At 38.6% G+C, this 20,088-nt stretch carries 17 protein-coding genes; 7 read left to right on the forward strand and 10 right to left on the reverse strand.

All coding sequences use genetic code 11. The features are described 5' to 3' along the window. Positions 1 to 23 precede the first annotated feature (23 nt). Positions 24 to 1,118 carry a lactonase family protein gene (locus JHD79_RS17360; RefSeq protein WP_199120568.1) on the forward strand — a complete coding sequence of 365 codons (1,095 nt, stop codon included), beginning with the start codon at positions 24 to 26 and terminating at the stop codon, positions 1,116 to 1,118. 75 nt (positions 1,119 to 1,193) lie between these two features. On the opposite strand, the gene JHD79_RS17365 is transcribed toward JHD79_RS17360, so the two are convergent. Then, positions 1,194 to 1,640, reverse strand: a complete 447-nt coding sequence (locus JHD79_RS17365; protein ID WP_199120569.1) for a KTSC domain-containing protein — start codon at positions 1,638 to 1,640, stop codon at positions 1,194 to 1,196. 260 nt (positions 1,641 to 1,900) lie between these two features. Between JHD79_RS17365 and JHD79_RS17370 the strand changes: the two genes are divergently transcribed. Further along, on the forward strand, positions 1,901 to 2,389 hold the full coding sequence (locus JHD79_RS17370; RefSeq protein ID WP_199120570.1) for a lipocalin family protein: 489 nt from the start codon (positions 1,901 to 1,903) through the stop codon (positions 2,387 to 2,389). 48 nt (positions 2,390 to 2,437) lie between these two features. On the opposite strand, the gene JHD79_RS17375 is transcribed toward JHD79_RS17370, so the two are convergent. The 5 genes from JHD79_RS17375 to tilS form a co-directional block, all read right to left on the reverse strand. Then, complete coding sequence (locus JHD79_RS17375) at positions 2,438 to 4,321, reverse strand: beta-galactosidase (protein WP_199120571.1); 1,884 nt, start codon at positions 4,319 to 4,321, stop codon at positions 2,438 to 2,440. Positions 4,322 to 4,539: 218 nt separating this feature from the next. Next, positions 4,540 to 5,670: an N-acetyl-alpha-D-glucosaminyl L-malate synthase BshA gene (gene bshA / locus JHD79_RS17380; RefSeq protein ID WP_199120572.1), complete on the reverse strand. Its 1,131-nt coding sequence runs from the start codon at positions 5,668 to 5,670 to the stop codon at positions 4,540 to 4,542. 221 nt (positions 5,671 to 5,891) lie between these two features. Further along, positions 5,892 to 6,362: a hypothetical protein gene (locus JHD79_RS17385; protein WP_199120573.1), complete on the reverse strand. Its 471-nt coding sequence runs from the start codon at positions 6,360 to 6,362 to the stop codon at positions 5,892 to 5,894. A 127-nt stretch (positions 6,363 to 6,489) separates the two neighbouring features. Then, entirely contained in the window at positions 6,490 to 6,972 is a 483-nt protein-coding gene (locus JHD79_RS17390; RefSeq protein WP_199120574.1) for a hypothetical protein, read from the reverse strand. After that, positions 6,965 to 8,302 carry a tRNA lysidine(34) synthetase TilS gene (gene tilS / locus JHD79_RS17395; protein WP_199120575.1) on the reverse strand — a complete coding sequence of 446 codons (1,338 nt, stop codon included), beginning with the start codon at positions 8,300 to 8,302 and terminating at the stop codon, positions 6,965 to 6,967. Before tilS ends, JHD79_RS17390 begins: the two co-directional genes overlap by 8 nt. A 71-nt stretch (positions 8,303 to 8,373) precedes the next feature. On the opposite strand from tilS, the gene JHD79_RS17400 reads away from it, so the two are divergent. Then, positions 8,374 to 10,596 (forward strand): OstA-like protein, encoded by a 2,223-nt coding sequence (locus tag JHD79_RS17400; RefSeq protein ID WP_199120576.1) that lies wholly within the window; start codon positions 8,374 to 8,376, stop codon positions 10,594 to 10,596. Positions 10,597 to 10,762: 166 nt separating this feature from the next. Here JHD79_RS17400 and JHD79_RS17405 read toward each other — a convergent pair whose 3' ends face one another. Further along, the gene (locus JHD79_RS17405; RefSeq protein WP_199120577.1) at positions 10,763 to 11,725 is read right to left on the reverse strand and encodes an isopenicillin N synthase family oxygenase; all 963 of its coding nucleotides are present in this window, start codon (positions 11,723 to 11,725) and stop codon (positions 10,763 to 10,765) included. Positions 11,726 to 11,954: 229 nt separating this feature from the next. Here JHD79_RS17405 and msrA point away from each other — a divergent pair, with 229 nt between their 5' ends. Further along, positions 11,955 to 12,536 (forward strand): peptide-methionine (S)-S-oxide reductase MsrA, encoded by a 582-nt coding sequence (msrA, locus tag JHD79_RS17410; RefSeq protein ID WP_233164768.1) that lies wholly within the window; start codon positions 11,955 to 11,957, stop codon positions 12,534 to 12,536. A 159-nt stretch (positions 12,537 to 12,695) separates the two neighbouring features. Here the strand turns inward: msrA and JHD79_RS17415 are convergent, their stop codons facing one another. Beyond that, positions 12,696 to 13,646 (reverse strand): outer membrane beta-barrel protein, encoded by a 951-nt coding sequence (locus JHD79_RS17415; protein ID WP_199120579.1) that lies wholly within the window; start codon positions 13,644 to 13,646, stop codon positions 12,696 to 12,698. A gap of 314 nt (positions 13,647 to 13,960) precedes the next feature. Between JHD79_RS17415 and JHD79_RS17420 the strand changes: the two genes are divergently transcribed. From JHD79_RS17420 to JHD79_RS17430, 3 genes are all read left to right on the forward strand, one after another. Continuing rightward, positions 13,961 to 14,557, forward strand: coding sequence for a TetR/AcrR family transcriptional regulator (locus JHD79_RS17420; protein ID WP_199120580.1), 597 nt, complete (start codon positions 13,961 to 13,963; stop codon positions 14,555 to 14,557). A 9-nt stretch (positions 14,558 to 14,566) separates the two neighbouring features. Further along, positions 14,567 to 15,196, forward strand: a complete 630-nt coding sequence (locus JHD79_RS17425) for an NAD(P)H-dependent oxidoreductase (RefSeq protein ID WP_199120581.1) — start codon at positions 14,567 to 14,569, stop codon at positions 15,194 to 15,196. A gap of 459 nt (positions 15,197 to 15,655) precedes the next feature. Beyond that, the gene (locus JHD79_RS17430) at positions 15,656 to 18,373 is read left to right on the forward strand and encodes a carboxypeptidase regulatory-like domain-containing protein (protein ID WP_199120582.1); all 2,718 of its coding nucleotides are present in this window, start codon (positions 15,656 to 15,658) and stop codon (positions 18,371 to 18,373) included. Between the two features lie 325 nt (positions 18,374 to 18,698). Here the strand turns inward: JHD79_RS17430 and JHD79_RS17435 are convergent, their stop codons facing one another. Further along, positions 18,699 to 19,067: a hypothetical protein gene (locus JHD79_RS17435; RefSeq protein WP_199120583.1), complete on the reverse strand. Its 369-nt coding sequence runs from the start codon at positions 19,065 to 19,067 to the stop codon at positions 18,699 to 18,701. Positions 19,068 to 19,143: 76 nt separating this feature from the next. Next, on the reverse strand, positions 19,144 to 20,088 hold a 945-nt coding region (locus JHD79_RS17440), incomplete at its 5' end, for an outer membrane beta-barrel family protein (protein WP_199120584.1).

Below are 20,088 nucleotides of genomic sequence, written 5' to 3' on the forward strand. Positions count from 1 at the left end.
ATTAAAAAGCAAATGATATACTGATGAGAAAAAACCTGTTACTTTTAGTGCTGTTATTCTGCTTATCTCATGTAAAAGCACAAACACATAAATTAATTATAGGAACTTTTACCCGCACAAACAACAGCGAGGGCATTTACATTTATAACTTTGATACCAAAACTGCCGAAACCAAACCTTTAAGCATTATTAAAAGTCCAGCAGACCAAGGTTACCTGACATTGAGCAGTGATAACAACTTCCTATACAGCACTTATATGCTTAAAGACAAAAGTGCCGTATCTGCCTATGCCTTTAATAACCATACTGGAGAAGCAAGATTAATTAATCAACTTCCTTCGGGTGCAAATCCATGCTACATCCTTACCGATGGCATAAATGTCATTACCGCTAATTATAACGGCGGAAGCATCAATGTTTATGGCCTTGGCTCAGATGGCTCATTAAATAGTGAAAAGCAGTTCGTGCAGCACACAGGAAGTGGTCCAGACCCGAGACAAGCAAGTGCACATGTTCATCAGGTCCTATTTTCGCCAGATAAAAAATATCTTTTCGCTACTGATTTGGGCGAAGATAAAATCTACATATACCGATATGAACCAAATGCAGAGAAGCCCTTAGTCTTAAAAACCAGCATTGCTACTGATACAGCATCTGGACCAAGACATTTAACTTTCGGGCCTGATGGCAAATTTGTTTACCTCACCCATGAATTTACAGGAAAAATAAGTGTATTCGCTTATAAGGAGGGCAACCTCTCTTTCCTACAACAAATAAGCACTACAAAAAATGATTTTTCGGGAAAAATAGACGGAGCCGACATCCATAGCTCTGCCGATGGCAAATTCTTATATCAAAGTAATCGTGGAGATGCCAACACGCTTTCCGTTTTTGCCGTACAAAAAAATGGAACCTTAAAACAGGTGGAAACCATAAGTACTTTGGGAAAAGGCCCACGTAACTTTGCTATAGACCCCAGCGGCAATTATTTATTGGTTGCCCATCAGTATACCAATGATGTGGTCATCTTTCATCGCAATGCAAAAACAGGTAAGTTAACTGATAGCAAAAAACGAATTCAGGTAGGTATGCCAGTGTGTTTGGTATTTAGCAAATAGCATATTTTTTTTTGTAAGCTAAGGCAAAAAAAGACTAACCTAAAACAGCAAGTCTTTTTTCTTCGCATCATATCCTTAAGCAGTTTCGGTTACCTTAGCGATATTGCGGCAAGGATATTCGTTAAAGATATGACGACGTGCAAAACGACCTGGAGAATCAGCATTCACGAGCTTTATATACATTGCCTTAGGAACGTCGAAATATTCGTATGAACTTCCATCATAAAAATGGATAATTAGCACCTGTTGTTTGTATTCAAAATCTTGAATATTAGAGAACATGGTAGTTTGCGTATATGTTTCAAGATTTTTGCTGTGTGTTTCTGGAGCAATGCTCACCAAAAAATGATAGGCCTCAATAATTTCTTTACTTTTGGCTTCAGCTTCCAATCTATCTTCTTCCTCCTGAAATTTATCTGGATGAAAATCTTTCATCAGCGTGCGATAAATCGATTTAAGATCTTTTAATTCTGCGTTTTTATCTACACTCAAAAGCTTTCTGTAGTCAGCTATTTTTCTCATTGGAAATATTTTTGTTTTTATATGAAATCAGCCTACTTCATCTAACCGTAAATTGACTTCAAGGGCGCAAAGATACAACTTATATCCTTTTTACTTTGAGAAACATTAGATTAGCACCGATCCTAGTGACAACCATCTGTTCGTGGTGCATCAATAGAGAGGCTAAAACTAGCAAACGTACTAATGTAGGAACGCCAGTCTGTCTGATATTTGACAAGTAGTTTATTTTTAATAACTTTCAAAAAATCTAAATTAACTTTATGAAAAAGCTAGCTTACCTTTTGGCTTTAGCCATTCTCTTATTCAGTTCTTGCGCTAAAGAAACAGTACATATTGATGTTACTGCAGACACTAGTTTTTCGCTTGGCGGGACAACTTGGGGATTGATTGCCTCTAGTGGTGTATTTTACTTTGGGCAGGATAAATATGAAATTGATATTTATGCCTTAATGCCAGAATGCAGTAAAGATGATTTAATGACCTTTAATAAAAACAATACCATTACTGGTTCCTACGGCAAATTAGATTGTCCAAATCAAGACAATAGTTATACTAACTTCGGAACTTGGAACCTTTCCGCAGACAAAAAAACCTTAGAAATATCTAGTGCTGTATTTAATGTAGTGGGAACGAATATGTTGAAATGTGAAGTAATGGTGCTCAACGAGAATAATATGCAAATTAAATATCAAACTACCGCAAACGGAATCACTACAACTACCACCTCTTCTTATAAAAGAATAAAATAGCAAAAGCCCTTGAAAACATGGCAATCAAGGGCTTTTATTTAAAAAAGGCTATTTAGGCAAGCCTTTTTCTGGCCTTAGTTCTTCCAAAATTGGGGTAGCTATAGATTTGATATTTTTTTGCAGCACCTCATTCTGTTGTTCAAACACCACAATTTCATTCTTCCCCTTTTTCAACCAACATCCTGGCAGGTAAAGTGTTTGTTGAGGGCCAACCGCCCAATAACGGCCTATATTAATCCCATTTACAAACACAATGCCCTTACCCCAGTCTCTCATATCCAAAAAGGTATCGCCCGTAGTGTTCAAGGTAAAGTTGCCTTGGTAAACAGTAGGCCTACCTACTTTGGCACTATTCTTAACATTTAATAGGTTTGGTACCACATCCATTGGCAACTTGTACATGTTCCAATCTCCGGTGATGGTTTCTCCATTGATGATGACAGGTGAAATAATTCCTTTGGTACTTTGGTTAATTTTTGCACCATAGTTAATCCTCCCCATATTCTCTACTACAATATCTAGTGTAGCATTAAAAGGAATATCGATATCGCACTCATACTTTTTGTAATAGCTGTTTAGCTCGGCTACTTTCACTCCGTTTACATAAACAATGGCATAGTCTCTTAATCCCTTTAATTCTAGCTTACCATTTATAGGCTGGGTAAAATGCTTGCTGTACCATACATAGCCATGTCCTTGATTCAGTTGTTCAAAAGTCAATGGGTTATCATCGTTAACTGGGGTTATTTTTTTCTTTAGGTCTTCAAGATCAACCGCTTTTGTTAAGGCAATATTAGGAATAGTAATTACTGGAATACGTGCAGGAACAGGTGGTGTATCCGCCTTTTTTAGCATTTGACGCAGGGTATCGTACTTTTTGGTTGCCCAACCCGCCTCACTAATTGGGGCATCATAATCATAACTGGTCATATCGGGTTGGATATCATGATTTTTATCATAATTTGCTCCTGTGGTAAATCCAAAATTTGTACCGCCATGTACCATATAATAGTTAAAGGATACACCGGCATCTAAATATTTCTGGGTCTGTCTGGCCGTACTCTTGTAAGATTGTTTTGGGAAAGGTTCAGCCCAATGGTCTAGCCAACCAGGATAAAATTCTGCTACCATATAAGGTCCTTTACCTCCATTATATTTGTTTACAGAATCGGCCAGCTTCTTCACATCTCCTTCTCCATTTGCCGTTGGTAATGCTCCAGGTAGGGCGCCTCCATTAAACAGCCAAATGCCATCGGAAGTAAAGAATTCTACCTCATTAAAACCAACATCCTTTAACTGCTGGAATACTGCTGCACTATACTTCTTATGTTCTTCCAAAGACACATCCCTACGTTGGGCTACATAAGAGCCAAACTCATTTTCTCCCTGTACCATAATGATAGGTCCGCCATTTTTAACCAATAAATCTTTAACCTGACCATAAAGTTGGGTAAAATAGGCTTTAGTTGCCGCTAAAAATTGCTCATTATATCCACGTATTACCATACCAGGAGTTTTTGAGATAAACCAGGGATAGCCTCCAAATTCCCACTCGGCACATACATAGGGTCCTGGACGTAGGATCACAAACAGCCCTTCTTCCTGAGCAATCTTAATATATTCGGCAATATTTCGGTTTTCGGTTTTAAAATCCCAAACGCCAGGTGCTACCTCATGGTGATTCCAAAATACATAAGTAGCCACAGCATTTAGGCCCATAGCTTTCATCATTTTCAGGCGATGACGCCAATAAGGTTGTGGTATGCGGGCATAATGCATTTCTCCACTATGGAGCTGGGTAGGTTTACCATCCAACAAGAAATTGCCATCGGCAATCTTAAAAGTATGCTTTACTGCTGCATTTTTAGTCTGGGCATTTGCGCCAGCACACAAAAAGACCAATAAGTAAATGATCAGAATTTTTTGTTTCATCGGTGTTGTTTTTATAGGTTTAGTATATTTTTTTCATTTTGTGGCAAATGCTTAGCCCATTTTGAATTTAGCCCTTAAAAAACAGGCGATTTCTCAAAAATTAAGCAAACGTTTGATATGCCTTAATGATCAAAAAAAAGCGCTTTTTAAGAAGCTACACAACATTCAAACCTTAAATATTAGAATTTTACCGATAAAAAACGAATAAAAAAGCCGGATTAAATTTTCCCGGCCATCACTTCGTTATAGTAAGCTATATATTGTGGCAATATCTTTTTGAGGTCAAAATCTTTCGCCCGTACCAAAGCATTCTCCTTAAACTGCCTTAATGTTTCATCATCCGCCAATATACTGATCGCTTTTTGTGCCATATCCTCCACATCGCCTACATTGCTCATATAACCACAAAAGCCATCTACATTCAACTCGGGCAGTCCTCCGGCATTTGATGAAATTACAGGAACCTTACAAGCCATTGCCTCTAAAGCGGCCAAACCAAAACTCTCATTTTCAGATGGAATGATGAATAGATCAGATACGGACAAGATCTCTTCCACTGCATCTTGTTTACCTAAAAAACGCACATCATCGCATATGCCCAATTCTCTGCACAATTGTTCATTCGCAGAACGTTCGGGGCCATCTCCCACCATCAGCAATTTTGAAGGTATCGTTTCCGATACCCTTTGAAACATCCTAATGACATCGGAAGTACGCTTCACTTTTCTGAAATTAGAGGTATGGATCAGGATACGCTCATTATTGGGTGCTATTGCTTTTTTAAAATGGTCCTTCGGCTGCAGGCTAAAACGGTTAAAGTCAATAAAATTGGGAATTACCCTAATGTCTTTCTTGATGTCGAAGTGCCTATAGGTATCTTCCCTCAAATCCTGTGAAACGGTAGTTACGCCATCGCTCTGGTTAATGGAAAAAGTAACCACGGGCTTATAGGTAGCATCTTTTCCCACCAAGGTAATATCTGTACCGTGTAAAGTGGTTACAAATGGGATATGGATCCCATATGTAGCCAATATCTGCTTGGCCATAAATGCAGCAGAAGCATGCGGAATAGCATAATGAACATGTAAAATATCCAGTTGCTCGAAGCGTACTACATCTACCAATTTACTGGCGAGCGCCGACTCATAGGGTGCATAGTCAAACAATGGATAGTCTCTCACCGAAACTTCGTGATAAAACAAATTAGCCGAGAAAAAATCTAAGCGGGCCGGTTGACTATAGGTAATAAAATGAACCTGATGTCCTTCATTGGCCAGGGCCTTACCTAATTCGGTAGCGACAACTCCACTACCACCAAAGGTAGGGTAACAAACTATTCCTATTTTCATTTAGTTATATTGCTTTTCAATCTAACAAAGCTATCCTGGACCTCATTTTATAATTTATAGCGGCAATGTCCACAAAGGCTTCATTAAATACAGGTTGTGATTAATGTCTATCAAAAGCTGATTGACAAAAGCAAAGTAAGTTATATCTTATTTAAATTTTGTTATCTGTCGGTAATAAATTAATCGCATAAAAGAAAGACCGTTATATAACGGTCTTTCTTTTATTTGTAATCAAAAATGATTGCTGGTTTTTTATCGCCCAGTTTTTTTTCTTCACTTTGTATCTGTTCCCTAATCCCCTCAACTTTCCTAATCTGCTTATTATAACGATCCAATGCGTTTTGCGATTCTTCCATGTCGTTTTTGGCCCTTTTGGCCATCTTTGCCGTCTCTTTCGCATTTACCGAGCCATTAGCCAGTTTTTGGGCATGCTTACTATTTTTAGCAGCAGATTCTTTAGCCTTATCATTGGCTTCCAACAATTTTATTCTCAGCTTTTCTACAGCTTGTTCTTCTGCGGCTTCCCTAATTTTCAATTCTTGTATTTTTTGAATGTTCTTCAAAACATCCAAACGTCCATTTAAAATAGCTAATGAATCTTTAGAAACTTTATCGACATAAGTTTGAGCACTGGAGCTTCCTATACCAAACAAAGTAGGAAACAATAATAAATAGATGTACTTTTTATTCATAGTTAATATTTTCGACTGACTAAGCAATTATAATGCCCAGCCAATTTTGCCCAAAAAAAGCAAATTATAAACGTTCTGGCATTAGAAATAGAAAAAACATGGGGAAGTTAATACACAAAAGCGGCAGCTAGGCCTTCATTTCGTTCTGGATGACCAAGTACATCTCATTTGGTCTTTGCGTACCAATATAGTATTCCAAACCATCTCTATCGGTAAGTACAATGGCATCTTTTCCGGAAGAAAAAAAGCGAACACTTCCTTTCTTATGCAGATTATATACAGGATTGTTAAAGAAATACCTACTGTAAGTCGCTTTACGTACCTGAACAATATTGTTCAGGTCAATTACCACCCGTTTAGCAGTCCATAAGCCATCAATAATAATTTTCCGATTTTCGATAACTGTTTTATATTGAATCAAAAACAACAATAAAATAGAAACACCGATGATACCAAAGCCCACTACCAAGAACAGATCAACCGTATTATCCCTATCCCGTTCGTAAACATATACGGCAAAGCAAAATGCGGCCATGATGAGCCTGATACATATACGTATGTAGTCTCTACCAATGTACTGCTTTTCTATATAAGTATATCTGCTATCCATGATGATTTGACAATTCGAATATAGCAACTTTTTTTGTTGTTGCCCCTACTTTATATCTTTCATCTTGACGAAGGCCAGCTATCCAAATTATTTCTCCATTTCCATTTACCAATATGGGAATCCGTTGTTTTTGAGGCAAGGGGATTTTTTGATCTATAAAAAAATCACTCACTTTTTTAAAACAATTCATCCCCAATGGTTTAAACCTATCCCCATCCTGCCAAAACCTTATTACCAGGGGAAAAATCAATTTAGCTTCATCTACGTAAGCCAAATGGCCTGCTCCGATAAAGCTTAAGGTATTCGAAAAATGCATGGAAACTTTATGCCCATAAGCCAGTTGGACTTCGCCTTCTTTATGCAGTTCACTTATCTCTGGCTCTTTGAATGGCAAGGAGGAGATGATCAACCTATTTCTATCGATAGTTAGGCGGTGGCTATGGCTATAGAAAGATGTTCCGCTTTGCTTGCCCAAAGCGCTCAATATCTCGTCCACCACTTTGTCTGTAAAGGAATAAGGTTTGAGCAGTTCAAAACACAGTAGCTTTTGTGGCTTTAAGTCTTTTATTGCTACTTTGTCAATTTGTAGATCAGTATCTACCCACTTAAATATCTTTGCCCTGATATTTTCTACCACCTCTTGCAGCAGCGCCTCTGTTTCTACAAAACGCTTAATATTCTCTGCAAAAGTAGCCTCTAGGTTTGGATTGATTTCTTTCAATCGAGGAATGATTTCTAATCTGATCTTATTCCTTGCATATTTATGGGTCAGATTAGAGCTATCTTCAACATAATCGATGTTGTTTTGACCAACAAGATCATCTATTTGTTGTCTGGTGAGGAAAAGCAAAGGCCTAACCAACAGGCCTCTTTTAGGTAAAATCCCATGCATGCCACTAATCCCCGTACCACGTACCAAATTCAGCAATAAGGTTTCTATCGAATCATTTTGATGCTGGGCCAAAGCAATGTATTGATAACCATGCATGCTTCTTGTTTCTTCAAACCAGGCATAGCGCAACTCCCTAGCAGCCATTTGTGTAGATAGCCCATTTTCATCAGCAAAACTCTTGGTATCAAAATGCATAACATGAAAGGGTACTTGTAAATTACTGGCCAACAGTTTTACAAACATTTCATCTCGTTGTGCCTCATCTCCCCTTAGGTTAAAATTGCAATGCGCTATACTAAAACGATAACCAGCGAGTTTAAATAGCTGGGCCATCAATACAGAATCTTTACCGCCACTAACCGCTAACAGTAGGTGGTCTTGAGGAGCAAACAACTTATTTTCCTCAATAAAACGAACAAATTCCTGTAATGGTAACATAAGCCAAAAATATCTAAATAATTCATGAAGCCTATAACAATACCTGAAAAATAAAACCATAAATTTGTACCGTGCAAAAGTTACGCCTTCTATTTCTTTTATTGTTTAGCCCTATTCTGCTCCTAGCGCAACAAGAAACGCGGACCAAGATTTTTTTAGAAAGGGCAGATTTTGCCAATGGAGATGCAAAAAAAAGCATCACCTATCTTAAAAATCCAACTTTCAGGCATGAAAATGCTATCTTAACTTGCGATAGTGCCGTTTTATATGGAGAAAGAAATTACTTTGAAGCCTTTAAAAACGTAAGGATCAATCAAGGGGATACGCTCAACATCTATTCCGATTTTTTGAACTATGATGGAAACGCAAAAAAAGCACATTTAAATAAAAATGTAAAACTTGTAGACAGAACAAACACACTCACCACCAACATACTAGATTATGATATGGTGGCCAAAATTGGTGAATACAAGGAAGGTGGAAAATTGGTAACACCAGATGCAACCATCACCAGTAAAACAGGCTATTATTTCTCCAATAGTAGAGATGCCTATTTTAAAATTGATGTCTTGGTCGTATCTGCAGAATCAACCATCACTTCTGAAGATTTACGCTACAATACGCTTACCAATTGGACCTATTTTTATGGACCTACCAATATCAAAGGTAAAGACGATAACCTCTACACAGAAAATGGCGCCTATAATACAAAAAGTGAAAATGCCTATTTTGGCAAAAAAAACCTTTACACCAATGGCAGTAAATCTCTAAAAGGCGACAGCTTATATTATTACGGGAAGAGAGGCTATGGCAGAGCGGTAAAAAACATTGTATTTATAGACACTAAAGACCATACCCTTTTAAGAGGCCAGCTAGGTGAATACTATAAGGCCGATGAACGCGTAGTGGTTACCAAAAATGCCTATTTTGGCTTGGGTACCAATGATAGCGTTGTGGTAAACAATAAAAAAATACCCGATACTTTATGGATGGGCGCAGATACCCTAGAAAGTCAGCGGGTCTTGGTAAAGAACCTTAGCTTATTGGTTAAACCCGTTGTACAAAAAGATAATGAAATTGGAGCGGAAGAGGCAAAAGCAAAAGCAGAAAAGGAAAAGGAGAAAGCCGAAGCAAGGAAGCAGCTCCAGCTAGAAAACAAACAATCTAAAGCTCAGGAGGCGCAGAACGGAAGCAAACCCGCACCAAAACTGAGCAGAAAAGAAAGAAAAAAAGCAGAGAAAGAAGGCAAACTACCAGGCGCCGCGGAAACATTGCCATTAAAGCTTCCCGACAGTACTGCACTTAAAAAAGATAACCTACTTACAGATAGTATTAAACGAGACAGTTTGCTACATTTGGCAAAAACAACTATCGCCAATAAAAAAGATTCGATAAAAATCGACAAAAAAACGATCAAGACCGTTAATGACAAGAACGGCAAAAAGGTAGGCCAAACAACCGTACCTACATTAGCTAAAAAAGCAGATGTTTCAATTAAAGATAGTCTAATCCTTAATCCTGCAGATACGGTAAGGTCTAGGGTGATTAAAGCTTATCACCAAGTTAGGGTCTACAAATCTAATATGCAGGCCAAGGCCGACTCCCTATTTTACACTGCTGCCGATTCTACCCTGCGTTGGTACAAGAATCCCATTTTATGGTCAAATGGCACACAGCAAACCGGCGACACCATTAACGTATTTTTCAAAAACAATAAGGTCCATACGGTCCAGGTGCTAAATAATGCTTTTATCGTAAATGTAGAAACAGATTCCACCAAGTTCAATCAGGTAAAAGGTAAGCATATTACCGGCTTTTTTAACGACGGTGAGCTGCGCAATATGTATGTAGATGGCAATGCCGAAAGCATTTATTACAGTAAGAACAACAAGGGAGAATATGACAATTTAAACCAGACTGTAAGTAGCCGTATCAGGTTCAGGTTTGACAACAAAGAGCTAACAGACATTATTACCATTAGGGAAATTGAGGGTGCCGTTACGCCTATGGACAAACTGCCAAAAGAAAGCCTGCTTACAGGCTTCATCTGGAAACCGGAACTTAGGCCAACCAGCAAAGCAGATATCATTAAGGGGCTGCCGATCAGAAAAGCGGCAACCAAACCTGTTGCTAAGGCCACTATGCCGAAAACAGGTACCACCAACAACAACTTAAACAAAAATGATGCACCTAAGCCTATTATATCAAAACCAGTGGCCAAGCCTCTTCCTATAGAAAATAAAACCAAGCCTACAGATTCGGTCAGGGTAGATACATTAATCAAACAGCGCTAACCAATTTCAATTTTCAAGTTGCACTTCTTAACACCAGTTTCTCCACAACGGAGGTACTTAATACTTTAAGAAGAAATCAATAAAAAGGCCTTACGGAGTTTAAACTCCGTAAGGCCCTATCACATTCTTGAATATCGAAATGTTTCTTCAAAAGGGAAGACAGAAATTACATTTTCAGACCAATTTCCCTTAAACGTTCATCAAGATACTCTCCTGCAGTCATATCACTATAGACCTTAGGATGCGCTGCATCAATGCACGACTCCAAACTGGTCAAATCCATTTCACTACGTGGGTGCAAGAAGAAAGGCACTGAAAAACGTGAAGTTTTCATCAGCTCACGCGGTGGATTTACCACCCTATGTGTAGTAGAACGCAGTTTATTATTGGTTAAGCGCTGCAACATATCGCCCACATTTACCACAATATCGGTATGATGGGCTTTAATAGGCAGCCATTCATTGCTACGGGTCAATACTTCCAGTCCATCTGCACTCGCACCAATCAATAGCGTAATCAGGTTAATATCTTCGTGTGCTCCGGCACGCACCGCATCGGCAGCTAAGGCATCTGGATTTTCAATTGGAAAATAGTGTATCCCTCTTAAAATTGAATTTCCATTATGCACATGCTTATCGAAATAATTAGTAGGCAAACCTAGATAAGTAGCAATGGCACGCAACAAATGTTTACCATTTTCCTCTAGTTTCTGGTAAATTTCCCTGGTTATGATATTAAACTCCGGAATTTCATCTACCACTTCGTTTTCAGGATATTCATTTTTGATAGGATCGCCATCGCTTACCGTTTGACCAATTTGCCAAAACTCTTTCAAGTCGGCAGTTTTAGCGCCTTTGGCAGTTTCTTTACCTGCACTTGTATAACCACGCTGACCTGCCAGCTCGGGTTTTTCGTACTTACGTTTAGTTTCCACCGGCAAAGCAAACATCTCTTTAATGTTCTTATAAAGCTTCTCGATCAGTTCTTGACTAACACCATGATTGGTAATGGTCACAAAGCCAGAATCATTGAAAGCCTTACCCAGTTCGTCAGAAAATTTTTTACGCTGTTCTTCCGTTCCATTTATGTAGGTGTTTAAATCTAAACACGGAATATAAGGTGTTGACATATGTTTTTGATTTAATGTTCAGTTAAATTTAGAAATTTATGTTAATAAACAGGATTTGTTTTTTATTTTCCATAAAAATTATTTGATAGACAATAGATTAAGTTATTAACAGTCATAATTTCATCACCTTAGCATACATTTCTATTTTTTTACTTTTTCAGGAAACTATTGCGCCTTGTTTTACGTATAATTACCTATAGATATAATTCACATGAAACATTTAATCATTATGACGTTAATACTTTTCTCGCTGATAGAGGCCGATGCCCAAAAGACCAAATTGGAAAAAGCAACCTTTGGAATGGGCTGTTTTTGGTGCACTGAAGCTGTTTTTCAACGACTAAACGGTGTAAGTAATGTAAGATCTGGCTATGAAGGTGGAAATGTGCCAAACCCGACATATGAGGAAGTTTGCAGCGGTACCACTAATCATGCCGAGGTCATTGAGTTCAATTACGATCCTGCCAAAATTAGCTATGAAGAATTATTGGAAGTGTTTTGGAAGATACATGACCCTACCACTTTAAACCGACAAGGTGCTGATGTAGGCACCCAATATCGCTCTGTCATTTTTTATCACAATGAGCAACAAAAGGCAATTGCCGAAAAATACAAAGCTGTTTTGAACAAGGAAAATGCTTTTGGGAAACCGGTAGTTACTACCATAGAAAAAGCCCAAACTTTTTATGTTGCCGAAAATTACCATCAGGATTATTACCTACGAAATGGAGAACAACCTTATTGCAGAGCAGTAATTTTGCCCAAAATGGATAAGCTAGAAAAGCTATTTAAAACCAAATTGAAACACTAGCTTGTTTACCAGAGAAGGTTGTTCAAAAAATTATTCCCTTTCTAACTTGGTTGGAAAACCTTAAAGCAAGGTTAATTCATGCTATATTAGGTTCCCAATTTTATAGAAATAACGGTGTATGTTTTGAACAACCTTATTTTTTAGATAAAAGCTAAAGCTTTAAAGCCCTATCTTTATGCCTACATTTAAGCCCAGACCACCAATATTAATGTAGGATGCCAAATCGTCTCCTGGCTTATTCGGATCGTAATTGGCGTTTCCCGGAATATTAGAATTTTGGTTAATAGACTTATGATAATTAGTTTCCCTTACCGCAGTGGGTAGGTCATTTATCCCTACATTCACTTTAGCTCCATTCCCCAAAGTGCCTACAGCATCAAATTTCCTCACTTCCTTATCCTTGCTGTTCACAGACACATTCCTGTATTCTATCTCGCTAAAGAAGCTTAGCTTCTTTCCTATCGGATAATTAAATCCTGCGGCGCCAATAAAACCTATAGTAGGCTTAGGCTTTACCCTTTCTTCACGGGTCAAGGTAACCGCAGCAAAATTAGGGTTCACCGTCTGTGCAATTTGCCCTGTCTGGTCTGTAGCGGTAGTATGAAGTTCTAAATAGCCATAAATCGGCACTATTGCCCCCATTTTCAGATATGGTCTAAATTTTTTATCGGTGGGCAAGTTGAATACAATAGTTGGAGATACATCTAATGCTGTTACCTGTCCTACAGCCTCCAAAGCCAGTACTTGTGTAGTTCCAATAAAAGCTGCTTGCTTGGCCATGGTCTTTTTTTCACTTTTAAAATAGTTCAAGCCCATCTCAAAAGCAACCACGTTGTTAAACCTAAAACCTCCGGTTAAACCAGCCCGCCAGCCTTGTCCGAAGGAACCTGTAATCGTTCGCTCTGAAACTACCGTTTGTGCCGAAGTAGAGGGATTGATTGCAATTACAATATCTCTGGGTTGCAAAGGGCCTACATTGGGAAACTCAACCGGAGTTACCTTTATAAAATAACTTCCAGTAGGTTTCAAATAAAAACCTCTTCCTTCTTGGGCATAGGTACCGAGCGACACGCCTGCCAATAATACGGCGGCTAATAAAAGCTTTTTCATTCTGTTTAATATTATATTTTAATCAATGGACAATGAACCTTCATAACAAACGTGCACCAATCAACTACTTCTCCTACTATTTTCATCTTATACAAACGTCAATGAAAAAGGCAATCAACAAGTACGGGTTTTATTGTCTTATAATTTTTGGCAAACATAAAACTATGCTAACATAAAAAACAACACTTTTTAAGACAAATTGTTTTAAAAAACACAACTTGCTCATTCATCATATTTTGGTCAAAAATATTTTTTTATAAGACGACTTAAAACACCTAAATACTACTTTTGCTAACGGTGTTAACTTTTAATCGATGGTCATAACACAAAGTAGGTTAAAGCAAAAAGAAATGGTAAAAAAAGCCATTATCCAAGCTACTGAGCATATTGTACAGCAAGAAGGATGGCAAGCGGTTTCAATTAGAAAAATAGCAGATGCTATTGGCTACAGCTTACCGGTAGTCTACAATCATTTCGAAAGCAAGGATGCCATACAGGAAGAATTTGTTAAACAGGGCTTTAGCATGCTGGCCATGGCCATGCAAAACACCAGCGCAAAATACACCGATTCCGAAATGCAGCTGACGCAAATGGCCCTTGCTTATTTTGATTTCGCATTTAAAAATTCGGCCTATTATAAAATGATGTTCGGCTTAGGCATCCCCAGTTGCCAAAAAGCAAGGGAAATTGAGGAAATTGGTGAATTTAGCAGCATCTTGATCGCTACTTTAACCAACCTCATACATATATCTGACCAGCAAAGAACATTTTTAAAGTTTCATACGCTTTGGTCTATACTGCATGGACTAACCTCGATCAATATGGTTAACCTTACCGCTGCACCCGATGAAATGCAACAACAAATTTTATTGGATGCTATACAAGGATTTATTAAAAATATCAATCTCTAAAAAATTATCATGAGCTTAATCGAAGCATTAAACTGGCGTTATGCCACCAAAAAAATGAATGGCCAGGCCGTTCCACAGGAAAAAGTAGACCTTATTCTAGAAGCTGCACGTTTGGCACCCACCTCATCGGGCCTACAGCCTTTTAAAGTTATTGTAGTTACCAACCCTGCAGTAAAAGAGGCATTATTACCTCATGCCTATAGTCAATCGCAAATTGTAGATTGTTCCCATCTATTGATCTTTGCAGCATGGGAAAATTATACCGAAGCAAACATAGACGAAGTATTCAACAGGACCAATACGGAACGTGGTCTTCCTAGCGAGGCCACTGCCGATTATGTTGCACGCTTAAAAAGCATGTACCTAACCAGGCCGGCAGAAGAGAATTTTCAGCATGCAGCACGTCAGGCCTATATTGGGTTTGGCATGGCCATTGCCGAAGCCGCACTACTTCATGTAGATACTACACCTATGGAAGGTTTTAACGGCGAAAAAGTAGACGAAATATTGGGCTTAAAAGAAAAGGGGCTAAGAAGCGTAACCTTATTGCCACTAGGTTATCGTGATGATTCCAACGACTGGTTGGTTAACCTTAAAAAGATACGCCAGGCCAAATCTGATTTTATAATCGAATACTAGCCTACCTGTATTCATTTAATAATAAGGTGTCCAAAAAGCCTACTTGTCATCAACCACCATCTAACTTGGAAATATGATGGCTAAGCTTTTAGGGCACCTTCGTTTACCAACATCAATTGTTCAGAGAGATCCCTTAACGCTCCTTCAGTAGCCCCCCCTTCACCAAGCTGGAAATGGATAATTATATCCACATCGCCCATGCATGATCTGCTCTCTAGCTATCCATCCATTTCTTTTCACCCTAAATATCCTTGCTGGCCTAAGTGGAGTAAAGAGGTTATGGTCAGCAAACCATAGCTTTCGACACCGTGCACTAGGAAACAATAATAAGGTAGAAATATGCCATTTTTCCTTGTCCAAATTATTGTAAAAATTTGTTAAAGTTTCCCCAATGAACCTTCATCTTGGCTAATAATCGATATATTTAGCACACATTGTACTGGCAAATCTTATTTATAAATGAAATTTACGAAAATTCTACTGTTACTCGTTTGCTTTACCATCGCATCTGCATCAGCCCAACAAGACAGCATTGCTTTAGGCAATATCATCAATAAGACGAAAAGACTTTCCGAAGAGCAGCCTATAGAAAAAGTATACCTTCATTTTGACAAACCTTATTACGCTGTTGGAGACACCATTTGGTTTAAATCCTATGTTACCTCCACCTATAATACCCCCTCGCAACTCAGTAAAATAGTATATGTAGAAGTCTATAATGCCATCGATTCTTTGGTTCAGACCGTAAAATTTCCGATAAAAAACAGTGTTGCCTATGGCAATATCCCCTTGTCCATGAATAATTACAAACAGGGCAATTACTACATTAGGGCCTATACTTTATGGATGCTGAACTTTGATCCCGATTACTTTTTCTCGAAAAACATCCTAATTGGAGAAGCTATAGATAAGCAGCTGATCACCAATATCAGCTACAGCAATGCTACGGTAGACAAAAGCATCAAAACCACTGCCAGAATCCAATTTAAGGACATGGGCAAAAAACCGCTGGCCAATAAAACAGTAAATTGGCGTATCTTCCACAATTACGATGTATTTGCCCGTGGCCGTGGTACCACCGATCAAAACGGCTTCTTAACTGTTACCGTAAATAGCAAACCCGGAGATCCGATTACCAGAGGCACCATAGTGGCCGATGTAAGCTTGGCTGAGAAAGAATTGGCCAGCGCTAGTTTTAACCTCAAGCAGATAGAAAATACGGTAGATTTCCAATTTTTCCCAGAGGGCGGCGAGCTGATTAGCGGCATACCCAATCAAGTTGGATTTAAGGCTGTAAATTCATCTGGGCTAGGCGTAGACGTAAAAGGTAGTATAATAGATGATCAAAATATTGAGATTTCTACATTTACTTCCTCTTTTGCAGGCATTGGTACTTTTTTCATCTCGCCAGAACAAGGCAAAACCTATAAGGCCAAGTACACATTAAAAGACGGAAGTTCAAAAACCATCAACCTGCCTAATGCTGCTCCTTCTGGAATTACCCTACAAGTTGCTAATTCTACTCCAGAGTTTATTAACCTTAAGATTTTGGCCAATACTTCCTTCTTTGAGGCTCATAAGGAAAAACCATTCTTTATTGTAGCACAAAATAGCAACGCTGTGTGCTATGCCGCCAAATTGAGCTTAAAAAATCAAGTCATCATTACCAAAATACCAAAACAAAATTTCCCTTCGGGCATTGCCCAACTTACCCTGTTTGACGATCAGAGCCAACCCATAAGCGAACGTTTGGTCTTTGTGCTACATGCCGATGCCATGAATTTGGCTTTAAAAGCCGATCTCCCAACGTATAAGCCACGTCAAAAAGTAAAGCTTACACTCGATGCCAAGGGTAAGGGACAACCCATAGCTGGTGATTTTTCGGTTACCGTTACCGATGAACAAAAAGTGCCCATTGATGAAAATAACGAAACGACTATTCTGAGTTCCCTATTGCTTACTTCAGACCTAAAGGGTTATATTGAAAAGCCGAATTACTATTTCAACAAAACCGATGATAAAAAACTGGCCGATTTAGATAAGCTTATGCTTACCCAAGGCTATCGCAGGTTTTTATACAAAGACATACTCGCCAATAAATATCCCCAAATTTTTCTTTTACCGGAACAAGGCATTAATATTTCCGGCACTTTGAGAGATCTAACGGGCATGCCTATCAAAAAAGGCGCCATGAGAATGATGGTTACGGGCAAGCCGATTTCAGCCCAGACTATCACCAGTAATGTAGGCGTATTTAACTTCAAAGACCTGAACTTTCCAGATTCTTCTCAAGTAGTTGTCAGTGCGAGGTACAATCCCAATTACAACAATCTTATGATTATGCTGGATGGGATTCCCAGTGCGGCCAAAGGTGCTAATCTCCATTGGCCCGACCAAATAGAGAATATTGACACGGTAATGTCTTCGTACCTGAGCAACAGTCAAAGACAATATAGGTTTATGCGCACACTTAAAACCGTTGAAATTAAGGGAGCCGCCATTAAAAAACCAAGCCATTCAGATCACGCCTCTTTATCTGGTCTGAGCGCTATTCCAGACCGATTTATTGATGGAAATTCATTAGAAGGATGTAATTTGCTATTGGAGTGCATAAAAATGAGAGCACCGAGCTTTACCTACGACCTTAATGAGCAGAAATTTTATATCACCAGAGATTACAATGCAGGAAGTCGTACACCTGCCTCTATTTTCTTGAACGGTATGCCTATAGATGCCAATGCCATTAATGGCACCAATGCTTCGGAAGTAGAATCGATAGAAATATTCTTAAATGATCCATTGGGCACTGTAGACCGAATGTATAATACCAAAGGGGTAATTGTTATCAATACCAAAAAAGCACCTAAAGGTGAAAAGATTTCCAAGCAAGATTTCTTGGAAATGATTCCCAAAAAGTACGAAATCAAATATACTCCAATGGGCTACAGCAAAGAGCGGGAGTTTTACTCGCCCAAATACCTACCCAATGCCCCTATTACCAGCAACGACCTAAGAACGACCATTTATTGGAACCCGAAGCTTATTACCGATGAAAAAGGCAATGTGAGCTTTGAGTTCTACAATGCTGATGGAAAGGGCAGCTACAAAGCCGTAGTAGAGGGTATTGATAAGAATGGCAATATTGGCCGTACCGTATTAAGGTACACGGTAAAATAGAACCTGTTTGCCATATTCTAAAGTTTATTCATGGTTCTGAGTCAATTTCAGAACCATGAAATACGCATTCAAGTACTTAGCTATCTGCTCCAATATGGCAATGGCAGATTCAGAAAACCACCATATTCTTTCATACCGATGCCTAGGGGAATCTATGCTCAAAGTTACCATAAATCATCTTAGATTAAACCTTTAAGTTTCACCCCCTATTGCGTAAGGTACTCAATGACTCAAAGTTTTTTAAATATCTTCTTTTTACACCTAGTTAATTGTCCCTTCAATGCAAGAGAAAAAATTCATCTTGTATGTAAAGATTACTTTAGTCTCATTTTAAAACATCTCTTATACCTTCTATTAGCTCCTCGAAATAATGGTAGCCTACAGGCGTATTTTTTTGTTTGAGTAATTCCAACTCTATAATACCCGGGTTACTTCTAATGTAAAAAGTAGTACCATTGGCCAACATCACTTCTTTTCCTCCTTCTACCTGTACAAACAAGGCAGAATCTTCGTTTTTAAAGGCTTTTTTAAGATAGTCGTTTACCTTAGCCGTTTTACGATCGGGATAAGTAGCCTTAAACTCATAACGTTCATCTGTTTTTTTAACCGTAACAGAAAGTCCACCGGAATTTAGGTTACAGGCTGTCATCAGCATAACGAGAAGCCCAAACATGATTATTTTTATTTTTTTCATCAGTATATCATTTAGTGTAAACCATTTTCTGTCTTATTTATATAGGTCAGGTAAATCCAACATCTCTTGCACCGTTCTATCCACCTGTCCTGCCCTTGATATCATCAATAGCCGTTTTTCTACTGCGTGCGGATTTTACCTGCTGGTTGCCAAAGCTGTAATTGACACTGAACGAAGCCCTTCGGCTATTGTAATAATTGGTCACATACATGTTCACATTCTGGTATTGCATGCGTCCTTCCCAATGGTTGGTAGCCAAAATATCATCTACACTGAGACGTAATCTCATTTTATTCTGAAGCAAGGTTTTTTGAAGGCCCAAGTTTAATGCATACTGCGGAATGGTAGTTTCTTCTACTCCACGTACCCTTGGTGAGTCATACCAAAAACTTACTTCGGCTCTAAAAGTCTTAGAAAACATATAGGATTGCGAGGCGTTAAAATTAAAGGAAACCTTAGACTTTTGATAAAGTCCACCCACCAGGCTAGCATCTTCATAATCTTGGTAAGCCACTGAAAAATTATGCTGCATGGTCCATTTTTTGCCTACCTTGATAGGTAGATACAAATTGGCATTGTACAAATTGGCATGACCAAAGTTCTGCCGCTGAACCTCTATCTGGCGGGTCGCATCATTTTGCCTGCTCACCTGTGTGATCATTCCTTTTACATTGGCATAATTGAATGACAATGATATCTCCTTATAGTTATAGGCCAATTCGTAATTATCGGTAAATTGTGCATTTAAATAAGGGTTACCGCTATCTATGGTATAAGGGTCTAAATAAAGCACAAAAGGATTCAACTGTTGGTAACTTGGCCGGTCTATGCGGCGGCTATAAGAATAATTAAGACTGTTGTTCTTATTCAGCTCCTGCTTGATAAAGATGGAGGGAAACAGCGACAGGTAATTTCTATCGACCAGCTTATTACTTGTTACCGAATTGCCCTTGCTATGGGTGTGCTCCTGTCTCTTATACACATCTGACGCTGCCGACGATCGAGCCATAGTGTAGATGTG

The sequence above is a fragment of the Pedobacter sp. ASV28 genome (assembly GCF_016428855.1).
In the GTDB taxonomy this organism is placed as follows: domain Bacteria; phylum Bacteroidota; class Bacteroidia; order Sphingobacteriales; family Sphingobacteriaceae; genus Pedobacter.